A 17,784-nucleotide genomic window follows, 5' to 3' on the forward strand; every position below is an offset into this window, starting at 1 on the left:
GACAAGCCGCGGAACGTAAGCAAAGTAAGTATAGGTTGGGCTAAGCATAACGCAGCCCAACAAATTATGAATATGCTACTCGCCTTATAACTGAAATTGTTGGGCTGCACTTCGTTTAGCCCAACCTACACTTGCTTTCGCAGGAACTTATGTCATTCTCATGTAGGCGGGAATCTATGGGGAATTTATCTCTGTGCTAATTGACTGAATGGATCCACCACCTACGCGGAGAAGACAGAGGATTCGGCGGGATGTAAGATTTCTGGGTAGAGAGAATTTGTCAGAAAAGAGAAATTCCTTTAGCCTAACGACCAGGAAATTCTTTATTAACTCATCATTATAAAGTGAGAATGTTATGGCTGGACTTATTGCGGTAAGTTATTTTTTAATTAGTATATTTTTTAATTTAATTATTTTTATTTTTTGGTTACGCATTTTATTGCGCTACTATCGTGTTAGTCCCTTGCATCCTATGGGTCAGCTAATTTATCGCTTAACTGATCGTATCGCGCTTCCCTTAGAATCAATCGTTTTTCGTAATAAAAAACATCCGCAACGTTTTGATGCCATTAGCTTTGCTTGTATTATTGTACTTGAAATAGTTAAATTTATGCTACTAAGTTTAATTGCTTATCAAAGACTATTACCTATTACCTATTTATTCTTGTTGGTGGCTGCAGATTTAATCATTCAATTAGGTGATTTGCTATTTTATGCACTTTTATTAAGGGTCATTATGAGTTGGATTAATCCTCAATGGCAAATGCATCCTGCTGCCATGATTCTTAATTTAATTACTGATCCACTAATTAAAATTGGCCACAAAATTATACCTAACATTTCAGGGTTTGATTTTGCACCTTTTATCGTGATGGTAATTATTAAAATAATTACTCTTTTTATTAGCGCATCCTTACCTATTCACCTTTAATTTCAGGTTAAAAAGTGATAAACGCACTATAATTGAAGGAAAATGATAATAAACCTCTTTCTAAACTCTCGAGTTTGGAAAGAGGTCTAAAGTGAGGGCAATGCTATGTACAGACGACATGGGATTTTAATCGGTTTTCTATTTCCACTGGTAGCATTTAGTCAACAACAATCGGTATATTGCCCACAAAATCATGGGTTTATTAATATTGGGATGTCCCAAATACAAGTTATGGCTGCCTGTGGTCAACCTCTAAGTAAGCAGCAATCCAATCAACCTTTTACGCAAAAAGTCCCTGTACAGCAACTTATATACAATAATGAAGGCGACCGAACTGCTTTTTATGGTGTTTGGGCTCTGCCTATTGGTAATACGAATTACGGTGGTGCACAACCTTTTGGTGGTAATAGTGGTGGCGGTGCCCAATTACAAGTTAATATTATGAATAATAAAGTTAGCTCTATAACTATGAATGGCTCAAGCACAAATGCATTTAGTATTTGTGGTGGTAGAAGTGTTGAAGTGGGTGATCCAGTCAGTATAGTTTATAATGCTTGCGGCACCCCCTCTTTAGTTAACCATACCTATATAAACCAAGCAGTGCCTAGCTCATCAAAACCTGAAATCTGGGTTTATCAGGCTGATCAATATCAAAAACCTATGAGCTTGACATTTGTTGATGGCAAACTACAATCCATCGATTAATTCTAATTAAGGATATTCATGAGCGAAACAATAGATGATTTAACTATTTCTTTTTCCGAAGATGGCATTGAAACAGTTCGTGAATTAGATAAATATGTTTTATCCAAAGGCGCTTGGACCACTATTTTATTTCGCTATCAAGAATGGGAAAAGGTAAAGCAAAGTTATGGCCCTGTAAAATATTCAATTAGGCGTTACCAAAAACGCAATAATCAATATTGGATGAAATCTAAATTTAATATTTCTAGTGATGAGCAAGCACGTAAGATAATTGAGATTTTAAGTAACTGGCTTAAGCAAGAAGAAAATAATTAAGATAAAAAAATTAATATCGTTAAGCATACCCCTAGTTTGTTTTATTTCGCTTACCTAAAAACTATAGTATCCGTTCAAACATAAAAGATGAATACTACTTTACTTAGTATTCATCTTAGTAAGTTCTTTAGGTTTTGAGTTACTCACTCTAGCTAGCCTGGTAATTTGATGGCTGATGGCATTTAGTCTTTTTTTAATTGATCCAATCATTAACTGCAATACCAATTCCAAACCCTGTATTTTTATGATTATATTCAATCAAGCTTTGTCCATATCCATTAAAAAACTGGCCATAGAGTGAGATGGATTTTAAAATAGGGTAAGAAAGACTAGCCAAGACATACCCTCTTTTAAAGCCACTTTCAATATTTTGTGCTTCAATACTGGCTTTTAAGTTATTCCAGGAATAAGAAAATAAGATATTCTCATAACCTAGGTAATGGGCAATATCAGGATTATGTAAATCGCTTGACTCACTTTCCGCGAGCAAGCTCCAACCTCGTAATTGTACTAACCAATTCTGACCACTAAACTTTACTTGCGCATAAGCCCGGTTCCAGCTACGTTCTAAATAGCCGCCTCGACCATTGGATTGATGATTTACCCCTATCTGCCCTGACATATAACGTGAAAAATAGTTTTCAATAAACAATTCAGGCTCATAATTTGTTTCCCTAAAATAAGGAGATTTTGCATATACTTGCCAGTACATAAGTTGACTATAGGCAAAGTTCAAGGCAACTGGTTTATCTCGATAGAGATGACGAACAACAGGAATTAAAACACTAAAATAAGCTTTTAACTCTTCATTTTTTACTCTTTGGCTATCGGGTGTTTCATTTAAATAAATGTCTTGATAAGGGTGATTGGTTTGATAAAAAGGCAATATGTAAGTAGGTCTATATAAATTGATAAGATTAGGATATTTCTCAGCCCTATTTTGAGCTTGAATTTCTTGTTCTAAAACTGTCTTATCATCAGCGGTAGTCTCTTTACTAGGCTCTGCTGCAAAAGTAAAAGCAGAAAACACGCAAGATACGGAAAAAATATAGGCTTTGATATTCATTTTACTACTTTTTAAAAAATGTTACCGATTATGCAGGAAGGTCATTATATAAACAACCTAATTAATCTTTTTTATTTTTGCTTGGTTATGCGATCATGAATTATGTAACACTTTTCAACTTTTAAAGTTTAATTTTTTAGCCAAAATATATTAGCTTTCCCCTTATTTTGCTTAGCAATTTAAAGTTATAATCTTGTCTTCACCAAAGGAGGCGCTTAATTGAAAGGTCGCGTGATTAGCTTAATATTCTTTTTAAGTTTATTAATAGCATTGGCTTATTATTTATTTCCTAATCATAAAACCAAGCAAGTAAGTCATAATATTCAACCCATTTTTGTTGAAACCGCTCCACTAAAAGAAGCAGTATTCGCTAATGAATTTGAAACTATCGGCAGCTTAAGTAGTTTAGATAATATTCAAATTAGTTCGGAGTTAGCTGGACAGATCGCGTTTATTCATTTTAAACCAGGCACGGTAGTGCACAAGGGAACTTTATTAATTCAATTAGATGATACTGTTTTAAAAAGTGAATTAGCGAGTGCGAAAGCTAATCTGTTATTAAGTGAATCAATTTACCAACGTAACCAAGAACTTGCCAAGCGAAAGCTTGCTTCCGAACAAGCGCTAGAGACAGCCTTTGCAGATTTAAAAGAAAAACAAAATATTGTTAAAGTTAAAGAAGCACAGTTACTTAAGCTAAGTCTACGAGCCCCTTTCACAGGCACTTTAGGTTCAAGAAAAGTTAGCGTTGGACAATATGTTAAAGTGGGTCAACCTTTAGTTAGTTTAATTGCTAATCAAAAACTCAAAGTTGAATATACCTTACCTGAACATTTAATTTCTCATGTTAAAAAAGATCAAAAAGTCCAAGTTATTTCTGATGCCTTTCCAAGGCAAGTTTATCAAGGCGTGGTCGATTATATTGCCCCTAACGTTGATAAAGAAACACGAACCATTGCTGTTGAAGCTTTAATTAATAATAAGCAAAATTTATTATCAGCTGGCCTCTTTGTACGTGTTAAACATCAAATGGGCGAGCCTAAAAAACGGTTTTTAATCCCAGAAGAAAGTGTTATCCCAACCATTAGTGGCCAAAAAGTTTTTATTTTAGATAATGGCAGAGCTATTGCTAAACAAGTTAAAGTTGGCGCTCACTACGGCGCTATGATCGAAGTACGTCGTGGTCTAAAACCAACTGATATTGTCATTATACGAGGACAACATAAGTTAAAAGAAGGTGTTGCTGTCCTTGCTAAAAACGAAGGGAAACTTGAGTGAATTTGTCAGAATTTTGTATAAGGCGGCCAGTTTTTACGATTGTTTTATTAACCATGTTAATTATTACAGGCCTCATTTATTTCCATAAGTTACCCATACGCCACCTGCCTAATATTGATAAACTCACTATAACTATTACAACTAATTTTGACGGCGCCAGTCCTGACTTAATAGAAAAAGAAATTACCATTCCTATTGAGAATACTTTAGCAAGCATCCCGGGCGTTGATAGTATTCGCTCTGTGAGTTTGCTAAGTCGCAGTCGTATCAACATTGAGTTTCAGTTAGGGGTAGATATCAACGAAGCAATCAATGATATTCGTAACAAAATGTCTGCCCTGCAAAATAAGTTACCACTAGGTAGTCAAGCACCAACTGTCACCAAAAATGATGCAGATGCAACACCGCTCATGATTATTGGCTTTCATGATAAAGAAAAAAATGCACTAGAGATCACTGATTATTTAGATCGTCATGTAAAACCTGCCCTACAAGAAATTCAAGGCGTTGGTGAAGTTATTTTTCATGGTGGTAGAAATTACGCAGTAAAAATAGAACTTGATCCGGTGAAGATGGCTGCACGATATATCACTGTTGCCCAAATAAAAAAGGCACTTAATCAGCAAAATATTGATATACCAAGTGGACAAATTAAAAGCAAAAACCGCTATTATACAGTTGTTACCCATGCCAAATTAAAAACTGCTCAAAATTTTGGTGAATTAGTTATTGCTGAACGAGAGCATAATTTAATTCGTCTTTCAGATATTGCTAAAATCTCTGTTGGTAGTCAAAACGATGATAATTTACTACGCATTAATAGTAAGCCAGCTGTAGGGCTTGCTATTTTATCCCAATCAACGGCAAATCCCTTAGAAGTTGCTCAGGCATTAAAAAGATCATTAAAGGAACTTGAAATTTCTTTTCCGCCTACCTTAAAGGCTAATATTGTATTTGATACCACACAATTTATTCAGCAATCCATTCACAAAGTGTATCGTACATTTTTTGAAGCAGCTTTGTTTGTCGGCTTAGTAGTTTTCTTATTTCTTGGTAATGTCAGGGCTGCTTTGATTCCAATTATCACCATACCAATTTGTTTAATAAGCGCCTTTTGGCCTATGGCATGGTTAGGTTTCGAAATAAATACGCTAACCTTATTAGCGATGGTATTAGCCATTGGCTTAGTCGTTGATGATGCAATTGTTGTTGTAGAAAATTGTCATCGTCATTTAAAGTCAGGTTTATCCCCTTTTAGCGCTGCTATTATAGGCAGCAAAGAAATTGTCTTTGCTATTATTGCTATGACTATCACGTTAGCCGCTGTTTATGCGCCTAGTGGCTTTGTTACAGGATTTACCGGAAAACTATTTTTTCAATTCGGCGCGACATTAGCTATATGTGTTATTTTATCAGGTCTCATTGCCTTAACTTTGTCTCCTATGATGTGTTCACAGTTAATGCAGCATCAGGAAAATGCTTATAGCCAGTGGCTAAATACCTTTTTTACAACCGTAAGTAAACGCTATATTTCAAGTCTTGAGAACATAATTAATAGACCGCGCTTCTTACTTATCAGTGTTTTTTTAAGTAGTCTACTTGGGGTATTTTGCTATCATTACCTACCAACCGAATTGGCACCTACAGAGGATCAATCTTATATTATTGCCCCACTGGCTTCTCCAACTAATGCAAGCACAGCTTATACTGATCACTACACGCGTGAATTAGAAGCAATTTATGAATCAATACCGGAAGGAACTGTTTACTTATCATCCATTAAGCCTGCTTCTGCTTTTAATCTATTACAGTTAACACCCTGGGATAAACGTAAGCGCTCGCAAAAAGACATCACCGAAGAGCTTCAGGAGAAGATGCAACAAATTACCGGTGTAAATGTTTTTCCTATTAGTCCTAATCCTTTTGGAAACCATAGCGGTAACAATAGTCAATTTAACGTTACTCTCCTTAGCAATACTACTTACTTACGCTTAAATGAAGTCAGTAATGATATTGTTAAATTATTAACTGAATTACCAGAATTAAGACAAATTAAAAATAGCTTAGCCTTAGATAGCGAGCAAATTAATATTGAGATTGATCGTCAATTGGCTGCTGATCTGGATGTAAACCTTGCTGATATTGCTGAATTACTATCAACGATGTTAGGCGGCAATAACGCAGCTAATTTTAATTATGATGGGCAAACACATCAGGTTATTTTACAGTTAAAGCAAGCGGCCTTAAGTGATATTTCTATTATTAACAAACTTTATGTTCAGAGCGGGCGCGGTAAGATGATTCCACTGTCTAGTTTAGTAAAAATAAAAAATACAATTGGCCCCGATAGCCTTCCCCATTTAAATCGTTTCCGTGCATCAACTATTAGCGCGGAATTATCACCCAATGCTCATTTGCAAAAGGTTATTAATGCAACTCAAAAAATACTTCAAGAAAAATTACCTGAAGATATTCAATTTCGCTTTACGGGAAAAGTTAGAGATTATCTCGAATCAACTAATGATAGCTTATATGCTTTCTTGTTAGCCTTATTATTTATTTACCTTGTTTTGGCAGCGCAATTTGAAAGCTTTACTGATCCTTTAATTGTTTTACTTAGCGTACCCTTATGTTTAGTTGGCGCCCTTTTTGCACTTTACTTAACAAAACAAAGTCTTTCTCTTTACAGTCACATTGGCATTATTACCTTAATTGGTTTAGTGACTAAGCATGGTATTATGATTACCGAGTTTGCCAATCAGCAGATAACACAAGGTATCGATAAAACAACAGCACTGCTAAACAGTGCACGTATTCGTTTACGCCCAATTTTAATGACAACTTTAGCTATGCTTTTAGGCGCCCTTCCTTTAGCTTTAGCAACGGGTGCTGGCGCTGAAAGTAGAAAACAATTAGGCATTGTTATTTTAGGCGGTATGTTAATTGGCACCCTATTTTCACTTTATGTCGTCCCTTATGCCTATTTAAAATTATCTAAACGCACCTCTAGAAAAGAACAGCCTTTTAAAGCGAAGGTTATAAAAAAAATGGCTCAAGAAAAATCGATGTATTTGCAGTAAATCAGGTGGAGAATTAAATGTAGGTTGGGCTAAGCATAGCGCAGCCCAACAGTTTAAGTTATAAAGTATGTAAATATTCGAAATTTGTTGGGCTGCACTTCGTTTAGCCCAACCTACCTTGCTTTTATCTTACATCTAAGTTATTGATAGCAACCAATACCAGCAGCGCCAATAATATCGCACTGTCTAAAGTTCGAAGTATCTAAACTTAATTCAGCATGACCATAATGAGCAACAATTTCAGTGTCCTTCTTCTCCAAATTAACTTGTAGATATTTATCTTTATCCTGACAAGCTGCTTTAGTTAATTGCCAATGAGCCAGGGACGACTGCAATATTGTATTAGTAAATTGATACCCATTTTGACAAGTCTTTAAAGATAACTCTTTACTCGAAGGCGCTGTAAAAATAAAATCATAATTAGCCATAGCTGCCTTTACTGCATTAAACGCATCTAATATTCCATGACCACATGGTTTAGTATCTACACACGACTTATTAGCATCACTTGATTGGCCAAAACCATGCGTTGTGGCATAAAGGATCGTTTCTAACTTTTCAGGCGTAATATTATTATTAACAGCATAAATTAATCCTGCCACACCTGCAGCATGTGGGGCGGCCATACTTGTCCCTTGATAAAAGTCAAAACCAGAACCGTAGTAACCACCACCAGGGTTTACTGTGGATAAAATACCACCATTCATTTTTCCATAACGTACATCACCACCTGGGGCTGCGAAACTAATACCTGGACCATAATTTGAATAGTAAGCTCTTAATCCTTCGGGACCAACAGAGGCTACTTTGATAGCGCTATTACATACCGCCGGAGCGTTATAATGCTCCCATTGATTATCGTTGCCTGCTGCTACTGTAAGCACCGCTCCTTTTTTTCGCGCAAAAGTTAAAGCTTCTTGTAACGCTTCATCACAATGATCAATTTCTTTACCAGGCCTTTCATCAACGCCAAAACTCATGTTCAAAACTTTGGCTGGATAAGGATTATTAGGTGCGCCAGGTACCTCACCACCTACTGCCCAATAAATCGCATTAATCACCTGACTTTCATAAAACATCCCAGAACCATCAGGAATTTTTACAGGTAATATTTTAAGGTGCTCGCCAACCCCTAACATGACATTTCCCGACCCAGCAATTGTTCCTGCTACATGCGTGCCATGATAGGATTTAGTTTCATCTACTAAATTTTGATTATTGCCCGCGAAATTCCAACCCCAAACTTTTCCTTTTTTATCCTTAATTAAACTCTTACTAAGGTGCGGATTAAGAGCTATTCCGGTATCTAAAACAGCAACAACAATAGGTGAAGATGCTTTACCAGTAGTCAAAGACCATGCACCATCTCGAAGTCCTGCAGCTGACTCTAGCATGATACCACCTGGTGCTTTAAATTCGTCCCATTGTAGTTCATGCGATAAACTGTCACTGCCTGCAGATTTGTTCATAACCGGTAGCGGTTTAAAATAACCAATGCGATCTTTAACTGCATATAAAACAGCAGGATTACGCCGCAGTGTCATAATAAAATCATCAATAGAGTCACCAGTTGTTAACGACGCTATAGCATTACGTTTTATTGTGAGTGTATAGGCACCACCAGCAATAGGAGTTAGCGAATTGATAGGCATATTAAGAAGTTTACTAGCTGATTCTTTTGTCGCGAGGCGCACTGAATCTGTATTTTTATACTTAATAATTATTCTCACAACCTCTTCTGGATCTGCTGCAGCTGCTGATTGCCCAATCGACAGCAAGGCTAATCCTATCAGTGTTTTCTTATAACTTATCATTTGTTCAACTCCTTAGTTGTTATCTTTGCTATCAATAGCTAACTACCGGACCTCCAGTATGAAATAGAAAATCAAAATCAACAAGTAACGTTCATTCGACACGAAAGAAAGGTTATCTTTGCTAAGTTGGTTGGGCTAAGGATTGCGCAGCCCAACAATTTAAGACATGAAGTGTGTAGCATCTCCATCATTTATTAGGCTGCACTTCGTTTAGCCCAACTTACAAATTGAGGACAACAGTTATTTATGTACTACACTTAGCGATAGGAAAACATCATTATAAGGATAAACCATGGGAAATTATAACGGTTCTCACCATGTCGTACCTAGTAAAGATGGTGGCTGGCTTGTTAAAAGGTCAAGTTCAAAACGAGCATTTCGTCGTTTTGCAACCAAAAGTGAAGCAGTCAAAGCAGCCAGAGAAATCAGTCGTAATCAAAACACAGAGCTTTTCATTCATGATAAAGATGGAAAAATTGAATTAAAAGATAGTCACGGTCATGATACTTTTCCTCCTGAAGGCTAATAATACACTTCTAATCTCTTCTTTAGGTCCGGCTGATTAACTAATTTATCAGCCAAGCAATACGTAATATTTTCCTCTCTTCTTTAATTTATATAAATTTTTAGTTTTTCTATAAATTTTTAAAATTTTTGCTTCTCTATTTAATGCTTTTATTGGTAAGGTTAATCATTAAGAGCATAAAAAGACTAGCGAGGTGAAAAAATGAAAAATTTATCAAAATTACAAACAAAAAATTTAATCAACTTTTTTGCTAGTCAAACACAAACTAATGTTTGGAAAAAAAACCAGATTTATACACTTGCTGATCATACTTCTATTTTATTTAACTATGATGTAGTTCGTCGCAAATGTAAAAATGGACAAGATGTACGCTATGAATTTATTAGTCCTCAACTCCTTAATTCAGGCAGTATGGGTAGCGTATTTGATGTTCAAGCTACGCTAGCTATTAAAAAGGATAAAATCCATTTTAAACAATACGATTACAATGGTAAAAGTCGCGTTGTTAAAATACAGCATCACAATGACAAAAATCCGCCTCTCTCAGCTATAAAAGAATACCGATTGACCAAGCAAGCTAATCATCTAGCCATGAAAGAACCCGTTTTTGATGATACAAACACAAGTTATACGATTATGGAAAAACTTAAAGGTTGTGAGCTTTTTGATGTTATTGATGATGATTTAAAAAGAAGACGTATATTAGCATTAAATGAGCGGGTTGAATTAACTTATGCGCTTTTAAAGGCTCTCAAATCACAGGTTACTGATAAAAATATTATCCATCGAGATATTAAACCCGAAAATATTTTTGTTGATCTTAATCGACCGATTAAAGTCACTATTTTTGATTACGGTTTAAGCACATTCACTAATTACAATGATCATAAGCTTGTAGGTACACCAGGTTATATACCACCAGAAATCTTTGAGCGTGGGGAACAAACGCCAGCGCTTGATATTTTCTCTATGGGTCAAGTGATTGCTTTGCTTTGGCATGCAAATACAGGTCTTTTTACTGAGTCACCCGTAGCCGATATGTATGAAATATATGAACAATCGAAACATGCTGACCTTAGTAGTTTGTATCAGGGTATTCATGGCTTAGATAGAAGTAGTCAAATCATTATTCATGATATGTTAAAATATATGCTGGAAGCACAAAGTCATAACCGTATTTCAATTACAGCAGCTCTTAATCTATTTACACCTATATATAATAAATATCTTCTACCCCCCGAACCAGCACGGCTTAAATTAGAAGCAAAGGTTAACTCAGCTAAAGGACAACTTGCCAAAATTATAGTAAATCTTGAGCAATTAGATTTATATGGTCAAAATTTGAATTTACAAGGTAAACCTAAGGAAGCTACTAAATTAAACGATTTAAGCCAAAAAATTAAATTAAAACTAACTAAATTACAAAAAAGTGACTGTGATATTTTTGATAATAAATTGGATAATTATCTAAAAGAAATTTTAAGAAAAATAACCAAATTTCAGATTCACTGTGCAAATTACAAAGATATTATGCAATCACTGACTAATCTTTTCACGATGATAAACGATGTACATGCTCATTTCGCAAGGCCTGTTCATACTAACTCTATGGCAAACAATAAATCTTTGTTTTTCAATAGAACACAAGCTGCTTCTAGTCGGCTTCATGAAAAATATTCGTTGCCAGTGCAGATAAAGCTTACTAACTGTAAAGGACCTCATCAAATTGACCATGTACCTAGTTCTAATAATATAGGATCGATACCCCTACCCGTTTTTTAAGTAGTTAGCTAGGTTTTTTACTGTCTGGCGCAAAATGAAATAATGGATCGCCCTCATTAACCAAAGACGCGGTTGATTTAGCAATAATAGTACCCGCACACGGCGCATTTACTTGCTGAGCTGAATCTAAATCAAAAGGATCGATTAGCTCAGCAAGTAGTGGATTTTCCTTAAATGGAAAACATGAATAGGTACTTTAATACGCCGGCTGGTATAAAAATTTGAGAAATCACAAAGAATTGTATGCATTTTTCCAGGTGCAATGGTTTCACCGCAAAGATTAAAGGGCTTATTTAGCTTCCTAGTTGCCACTGATTATCCCTAGAAATACTATTCATGTGCTTACTTTTAAGTATAGTGAAAAATTTATGCTCAACTTTACTTGCATTCTTTATTTAACATTTCATAAACTTCATCAAATGGCATAGGCTTACTGAATAAATAACCCTGATAATAATTACAGCCAAATTTTTTCAAAAGTTTTAATTGTTCTTTGGTTTCAACCCCCTCTGCTATCGCTTTTACATTTAATGAATTAGCCATAGCAATAATCGCCTTAACGATTGTTTGACAATTTTTATCGGTGGTTAATTGGGCAATAAAATATTGATCAATTTTAATTACATCAACCATAAAATCTTTTATATGAATAAATGAAGAATAACCTATACCAAAATCATCAATTGAAAGCTTAACACCTATTTCTTTTAATTTTTTAAGGATAACTATATGCGAATCTTTAAGCCCTACGAGTGCTGTTTCAGTAATTTCTATTTCTAAATGTGAAGGCTCAATTTGTGTTGACTCAAGAATAGCGCTTAAACGTTCAATAAAGCGAAAATTAAGTTGTTGAACAGAAATATTAACAGCAATATTGATATCTCTACCCAATCCCTCATTTTGCCAAGCCTTAATTTGATAGCATGCAGTGCGTAAAACCCACTCACCTATTGGGATCATGAGGCTGCTCTCTTCAGCTAGTGAAATAAATTGCTTAGGATAAAGCACTTTATTAGGACCACTGTTCCAGCGAATCAAGGCCTCTAAACCACTTATTTGGCCAGTTTTAACTTCAACTTGAGGCTGATAATAAAGAATAAATTCTTGTTTTTCTAAAGCTTTATGTAAATTACTTTCCAGGGTTAATTTGTGCTGGGTAAATGCTTCAATTGCGGGTAAATAAAATTGATAACGACTACGACCATGTATTTTTGCATAATACATGGCCATGTCTGCATTTTTAATAAGCGTATTATAACCCTCTCCATCATCAGGATAAATGGCAATTCCTATACTTGCCGTGATATAAAATTTTTTCTTACGTAAATTAAAAGGTTTTGCTAGCACATTTAAGAGATTTTGGGCTACAAAGGCAATATCCTCTCTCTTTTTTATTTCTGGCAAAATAATGATAAATTCATCACCCCCAAAGCGGAAAATAAAATCTAAGCTACGAACATTATGCCGGATTCGATTAGCAACTTCTTGTAATAACATATCGCCATAGTCATGACCCATTGAATCATTTATCTTCTTAAAATTATCTAAATCTAAATAACATAGCCCTAACATTGTCTGTTGAACTTTCGAATTTAAAATAGCTCGATTTAAATCATTTTCTAATGAAGCACGATTTCTTAAGCCTGTTAATACATCATGCTTAGCCAAATAAAGAAGCTCATTTTCTGCGCGCTTTCTCTTTATAAACATGCCTACATGACTACCAATATTAGTGAAAATAGAAAGTAGATTAATATTAGGGACACTTAAGAATTTGCTAAAGAAAATAATAACCCCGATGACTTCGCGGTTGTATGTAATTGGTAAGCCAAAAAAACTTCTCAAACCTTTCGCAATAAAAGGCTTAACTTCATTCTTAACCTCATGAGTTTCTAAGTCAATCGTCCAATGCGGCTTGTTCAGTTGCCAAATAAGCCCTGGTAAGTTTTCACCAATACTACATTGTTTACCATGACTTATTTTACCTAATTCACGATAAGTCTCTTTTGCATACCAAAATGAAACAGAGTAAAGCGCTTCTTTTTGTGGATCACGTACCCATAACTCCCCCACTTGCCAATCAAATATCTCACAAATAGTTTTTAAAATATTATGCGCAGCATAATCTAAATTAGGTGCTTCAGCTAAAGCAGAGGTTATCCGATATTGAATAGCTAATTGCTTTTCATGTAATTTGGCTTTAGTAATATTGTGAATGATAATCGCTGCACTTATCACCTTATTAAATTTTACTTCTAAGGGTGAAATAGTAAGCGTCACATTTAATAAATTACCCTTTTTACTTTTTAAAATAGTTTCATAATGGGTAATTTTTGCGCCTGACTCAATTTGTTGAATTATTTTTTTAAATTCAATATGGTGGTCTTCGGGAAAAAGTAATTGAAATGATTGGCCTATTATTTCTTCAGCAGAGTAATGGTATATCTTCTCTGCAGCATTATTCCAGCTAAGAATAATACCTTGTTTAGTAACGCTTAAAATGGCATCAAAAGCGTTCTCAACAATAGCTGCCAATTCGCAGGTAGACTGTTTAACTTTTTCACGCTCAATAGCATAATGAATAGCACGAGCTAAAGAATTAGAGGTAACTTCAGCTTTAAGAAGGTAATCCTGTACCCCTTCCTTAACAGCACTTAAGGCGAGTTCCTCATTTTCTAAATCACTAATAATAATAATGGGGATGTCTGCTGCTAAGGGTATCAACTTTTTAAAAGCATTAAAAGTAGCCTTATTATTACGACCTAAATCAATAATAATGACATCAAATTCATCGAAATTTTTTATCATTTTATTAAGCTTAGAAAGAATAATTACATCGTATTCGAACTTTTCAAGTGACGATAAGAAACCTTGGATTAAAATTGAGCTCCCTTTCTTAGTTTCAATAATTAATAATTTAGTTTTCTTAACAATAGTCATTTATTTACTCATTAATTACTCAACTCTAGGTGGCAATGTCACAATTTTAAACCAAAAATTTTCTATGGTTTTGATGACCTCAATATATTGCTCTATATCTAGTGGCTTCGTGATGTAACAATTTGCATACATCTTATAAGCTTCCAAAATATCTTCTTCAGCGCTCAAAAGAGATAAAACAGCTATGGGAATTGTAGCAAGGTTAGGATCCTCTTTAATTTCTTTTAATACTTGTCTTCCATCTTTTTTAGGCAAATTTAGATCAAGTAGAATAAAATCAGGTCTTATCGCTTTAATATACTGTCCTTCTTGCTTTAAAAAACCCATTGCCTCTATACCGTCCATTACAACACTTAAATTGATTTTTAAGCTGCTTTCTTTAAATACTTCCTCAGTTAACCGAATATCTCCAATACTATCTTCTATCAACAAAATCTGTATAGGTTGTAGTCTTTCTCTCATATGCGTCTCACTTAAGAAGAAAAAGGAGGTAAATTTTCTATAACCTTGCAAGTAATTCTCAATATACTTAATTGACTAAATTAATAATTTTCTGCATAGTCGACTGCATCGTTTAATTTACTTAGTTTCATTCACCTTTAATTTATTATAGACAGTTACTAGCGTGAATTTGCCAAAAAAGACTAAGTTGTTTTTATAATGCTAGATTAATCTTATGCCTTAAACTTGGGATTTTTGAGCAGAACCAGCTCAAAATGAGTTAACCTTATAGATAAATAATTAAAAATTTTTGGATTGCAAACATGTCTTTTATTATAAATGATCAAATTCGTTTAACTTGCTTTGCATTAGGTGATGGACCTGTTTCTAAGATTTTACTTAAAAATAATGCGGATTATCCTTGGCTAATTCTTGTTCCCAAAGTAGAGAATATTGAGGAAATTGATCAATTACCTACTAAATTAAGATATTTATTAATTGATGAAATTTGCCATCTTTCTCAGTTAGTACGTACTTATTTTAAAGTAGATAAAGTTAATATTGGCTCTTTAGGCAATATTGTTTCGCAATTACATATTCATATCATCGGTCGTAAAAAAGGTGATAAATTGTGGCCTCACTCAGTATGGCAGGCAACTGAGAGCACCTCCTATGATGCCTCTACTTTAAAATTATTAGGAGATGAGTTACGTAAACAAATTAAGATTATTTTTCAAGAAGATACAGCAGTTGAGTTAATTTAAAGTTACTTTATTTTAAAAATTTAATATGAATAATACCGCCGCGCTTAAATAAATCAAAAAATAGCATTCTTAAACGAATATAAAATGGAAAGGAGGATTTAAATTTTATTGGTTGAAAATAAGTCTTTTGTGAAATCAGCTTTATATTACTTGACCAATACTCAAGCTCCTGGCCATAATCAAGCCCCCACTGTAACTTAGCATCTCGCATATCGGCTTCGTTCAAAATTTCATTAACATGATTAAGACTTATTTTGGGAATAGCGTCAAAAATTAGTTCACTATCAGGAAACTCTATAGCCATGTTGTTTAGAAGCGTTTGTACCTGTTCTTTTTGAAAATACATAAATAATCCACCAGCAAGGAAAAATACAGGCTCACTTATTTCCTTAACTCTATTTATCCAATCTAAATCAAGAACTGAGGCAGCAAGGTAATGAACGCGTTGATTCGGTGGGGGCAATAATTGTTCACGAAGTTTAATAACAGTTGGCAAATCGATATCAACCCATGTTAGTTGGTTATTATCAACTCGATAAAATGTTGTATCTAAACCTGCACCTAAATTTACGATAGTAGCCTTAGGATCATTTCGTAAATAAATATTAATTGCCTCATCAAATTGATAAGCGCGGGCAAGCATCCAGACTGCGGTGGAATAACCAATATGTGCAAATAGTTTATCAAAATCGTAATTAATTTCTTGAATAAATTTAATAGCTTGCGCATCGTATAAAGGCGGATTTGGTAATTGGCTAAACTTAGCCCGAGCAATTAAGGGCAGTAAGAGTGTTTGAGGTACGCCTGTTAAATCAAAATCAACCTTTTCATTATGCATGCTAATTCCATGTTTAATCTAGCAGTGTTTATAATCTTCTTAACTTTGACTACATTCCCTTTATTATAATAATTTTAGTTAAATTTTTATTATTTAGCTCATACATCGATGATTTTATCTGCTTAATTTAAAGAAAAAATTTACTGACTAATTAGTTTCAAACAATCTTAATAATTTCATTAAAGATCGTAATTAGAACAATCGATAATTTGCTTCAGCTTTAATATTTAATTAACTAACTTACATTATTCCAATATATTTAGGAAAAAAATCAACTTTCTCTTCAATATAAATAGGACCTTCTTCTTGAACATACAGATCTAATATTTGCTTACATTGTTTAGCAGTTTCAGTTTGAGCCTCATAAGGTCTATTTTCAAAATATAAATTGGACGCATCTATGCCATACCGCTCATTTTGGACACCAATACTGCTACCTAAACGACTTTTTTCTACTATAATGTCGCCATTTTTTAATTCAAAAATATCATAATCACCATGCCCATAACCATATATCACTCGCTCAACAGGCGGCATATCTAAAGGTTTCGTAGATTCCCCAAGATAAATCTCGCCATACTCAGTTAATATGGCAGGCCCCTTATTCCAAGTCCGATGAATATCCTTAACGCCAGTATAAGGTAATTTAGTAAGATCCGTAGTAGGATAGATAGTTCCCGTTGTTAGGTTATTACCCCGACGATAGACTTCGCCTGCAGTACTTAGAAAAAGATCATAGTTATGGCCGGTGACTATTTTACAAATAGGCGGTAAGCTGTGCATTTTTTGCGGCGAGCTCGTACACGTCTTTTGGAAATCATACTTACCACTAAAATAAACATCCCCTTGTTCACTAAGAAAATAAGTATTAGTCCAGCATGCTATTTTGGTAATTCGCTTATATTTTAAACTCTTTATGACCGTTGGTGAAGAAACATCCTGGCAGTGCCCTAAGCCAAGTTGACCATAATCATTGTGGCCAAATGCATAAATTTGATTATGATCATCAATCAGAAAAGAAATACCGTGGCCAATAGCGAAATCCTTAATAGGCGGGAGACCTGGAATTTTTGTCGGCATTTTATAGCCATCTACATAGCGACGTGATTTATTGTCACTCAAACCTAATTCACCCCATTTATTATGACCTCTAACATAAATCTCTTTTTCTTTGGTTAAAAAAAATGAGGTTAAATCAAAACGAGAATAAGCTTTTTTTTCTACTTTTTTTAGAAAATCTTGAAAATATTCGTCTTCGGTTTTAAAAAGTGTATTTACCTGGCTTTTAAACATTCTATCCCTTT

14 protein-coding genes are annotated in these 17,784 nt (G+C 34.4%); 8 read left to right on the forward strand and 6 right to left on the reverse strand.

Annotation, left to right across the window (positions count from 1 at the left end):
- Positions 1 to 355 precede the first annotated feature (355 nt).
- The 3 genes from E1P04_RS07835 to E1P04_RS07845 all read left to right on the forward strand — a co-directional run bounded on the left by E1P04_RS07835 (position 356) and on the right by E1P04_RS07845 (position 1,951).
- Positions 356 to 931 carry a YggT family protein gene (locus tag E1P04_RS07835; RefSeq protein WP_131782358.1) on the forward strand — a complete coding sequence of 192 codons (576 nt, stop codon included), beginning with the start codon at positions 356 to 358 and terminating at the stop codon, positions 929 to 931.
- A gap of 105 nt (positions 932 to 1,036) precedes the next feature.
- Positions 1,037 to 1,636 (forward strand): DUF2845 domain-containing protein, encoded by a 600-nt coding sequence (locus tag E1P04_RS07840; protein ID WP_131782359.1) that lies wholly within the window; start codon positions 1,037 to 1,039, stop codon positions 1,634 to 1,636.
- 18 nt (positions 1,637 to 1,654) lie between these two features.
- Positions 1,655 to 1,951: a hypothetical protein gene (locus E1P04_RS07845; protein WP_131782360.1), complete on the forward strand. Its 297-nt coding sequence runs from the start codon at positions 1,655 to 1,657 to the stop codon at positions 1,949 to 1,951.
- 193 nt (positions 1,952 to 2,144) lie between these two features.
- Here the strand turns inward: E1P04_RS07845 and E1P04_RS07850 are convergent, their stop codons facing one another.
- On the reverse strand, positions 2,145 to 3,017 hold the full coding sequence (locus E1P04_RS07850) for a phospholipase A (RefSeq protein ID WP_131782361.1): 873 nt from the start codon (positions 3,015 to 3,017) through the stop codon (positions 2,145 to 2,147).
- A 219-nt stretch (positions 3,018 to 3,236) separates the two neighbouring features.
- Here E1P04_RS07850 and E1P04_RS07855 point away from each other — a divergent pair, with 219 nt between their 5' ends.
- The gene (locus E1P04_RS07855) at positions 3,237 to 4,295 is read left to right on the forward strand and encodes an efflux RND transporter periplasmic adaptor subunit (RefSeq protein ID WP_131782362.1); all 1,059 of its coding nucleotides are present in this window, start codon (positions 3,237 to 3,239) and stop codon (positions 4,293 to 4,295) included.
- Complete coding sequence (locus tag E1P04_RS07860; protein WP_131782363.1) at positions 4,292 to 7,375, forward strand: efflux RND transporter permease subunit; 3,084 nt, start codon at positions 4,292 to 4,294, stop codon at positions 7,373 to 7,375. The genes E1P04_RS07855 and E1P04_RS07860 overlap by 4 nt, the downstream gene beginning before the upstream one ends.
- Positions 7,376 to 7,515: 140 nt before the next feature.
- Here the strand turns inward: E1P04_RS07860 and E1P04_RS07865 are convergent, their stop codons facing one another.
- Complete coding sequence (locus tag E1P04_RS07865; protein WP_427853180.1) at positions 7,516 to 9,186, reverse strand: S8 family serine peptidase; 1,671 nt, start codon at positions 9,184 to 9,186, stop codon at positions 7,516 to 7,518.
- 295 nt (positions 9,187 to 9,481) lie between these two features.
- On the opposite strand from E1P04_RS07865, the gene E1P04_RS07870 reads away from it, so the two are divergent.
- Both E1P04_RS07870 and E1P04_RS07875 read left to right on the forward strand, forming a co-directional pair.
- Entirely contained in the window at positions 9,482 to 9,715 is a 234-nt protein-coding gene (locus tag E1P04_RS07870; protein ID WP_131782365.1) for a DUF2188 domain-containing protein, read from the forward strand.
- 201 nt (positions 9,716 to 9,916) lie between these two features.
- Positions 9,917 to 11,497, forward strand: coding sequence for a protein kinase domain-containing protein (locus E1P04_RS07875; protein WP_131782366.1), 1,581 nt, complete (start codon positions 9,917 to 9,919; stop codon positions 11,495 to 11,497).
- 378 nt (positions 11,498 to 11,875) lie between these two features.
- On the opposite strand, the gene E1P04_RS07880 is transcribed toward E1P04_RS07875, so the two are convergent.
- Positions 11,876 to 14,437 (reverse strand): EAL domain-containing protein, encoded by a 2,562-nt coding sequence (locus E1P04_RS07880; RefSeq protein WP_131782367.1) that lies wholly within the window; start codon positions 14,435 to 14,437, stop codon positions 11,876 to 11,878.
- Between the two features lie 15 nt (positions 14,438 to 14,452).
- Positions 14,453 to 14,899: a response regulator gene (locus E1P04_RS07885; RefSeq protein ID WP_131782368.1), complete on the reverse strand. Its 447-nt coding sequence runs from the start codon at positions 14,897 to 14,899 to the stop codon at positions 14,453 to 14,455.
- Between the two features lie 302 nt (positions 14,900 to 15,201).
- On the opposite strand from E1P04_RS07885, the gene E1P04_RS07890 reads away from it, so the two are divergent.
- A complete protein-coding gene (locus E1P04_RS07890) occupies positions 15,202 to 15,642 on the forward strand; it encodes an HIT domain-containing protein (protein WP_131782369.1) in 441 nt (146 codons plus the stop codon).
- Positions 15,643 to 15,649: 7 nt separating this feature from the next.
- Here the strand turns inward: E1P04_RS07890 and E1P04_RS07895 are convergent, their stop codons facing one another.
- Together E1P04_RS07895 and E1P04_RS07900 are read right to left on the reverse strand one after the other, a co-directional pair.
- On the reverse strand, positions 15,650 to 16,480 hold the full coding sequence (locus tag E1P04_RS07895; protein WP_131782370.1) for a class I SAM-dependent methyltransferase: 831 nt from the start codon (positions 16,478 to 16,480) through the stop codon (positions 15,650 to 15,652).
- 240 nt (positions 16,481 to 16,720) lie between these two features.
- Positions 16,721 to 17,773, reverse strand: a complete 1,053-nt coding sequence (locus E1P04_RS07900) for an RCC1 domain-containing protein (protein WP_131782371.1) — start codon at positions 17,771 to 17,773, stop codon at positions 16,721 to 16,723.
- Between the last annotated feature and the right edge of the window lie 11 nt (positions 17,774 to 17,784).

This window comes from Legionella gresilensis, from assembly GCF_900639865.1.
Taxonomy (GTDB): Bacteria; Pseudomonadota; Gammaproteobacteria; order Legionellales; family Legionellaceae; genus Legionella_C; species Legionella_C gresilensis.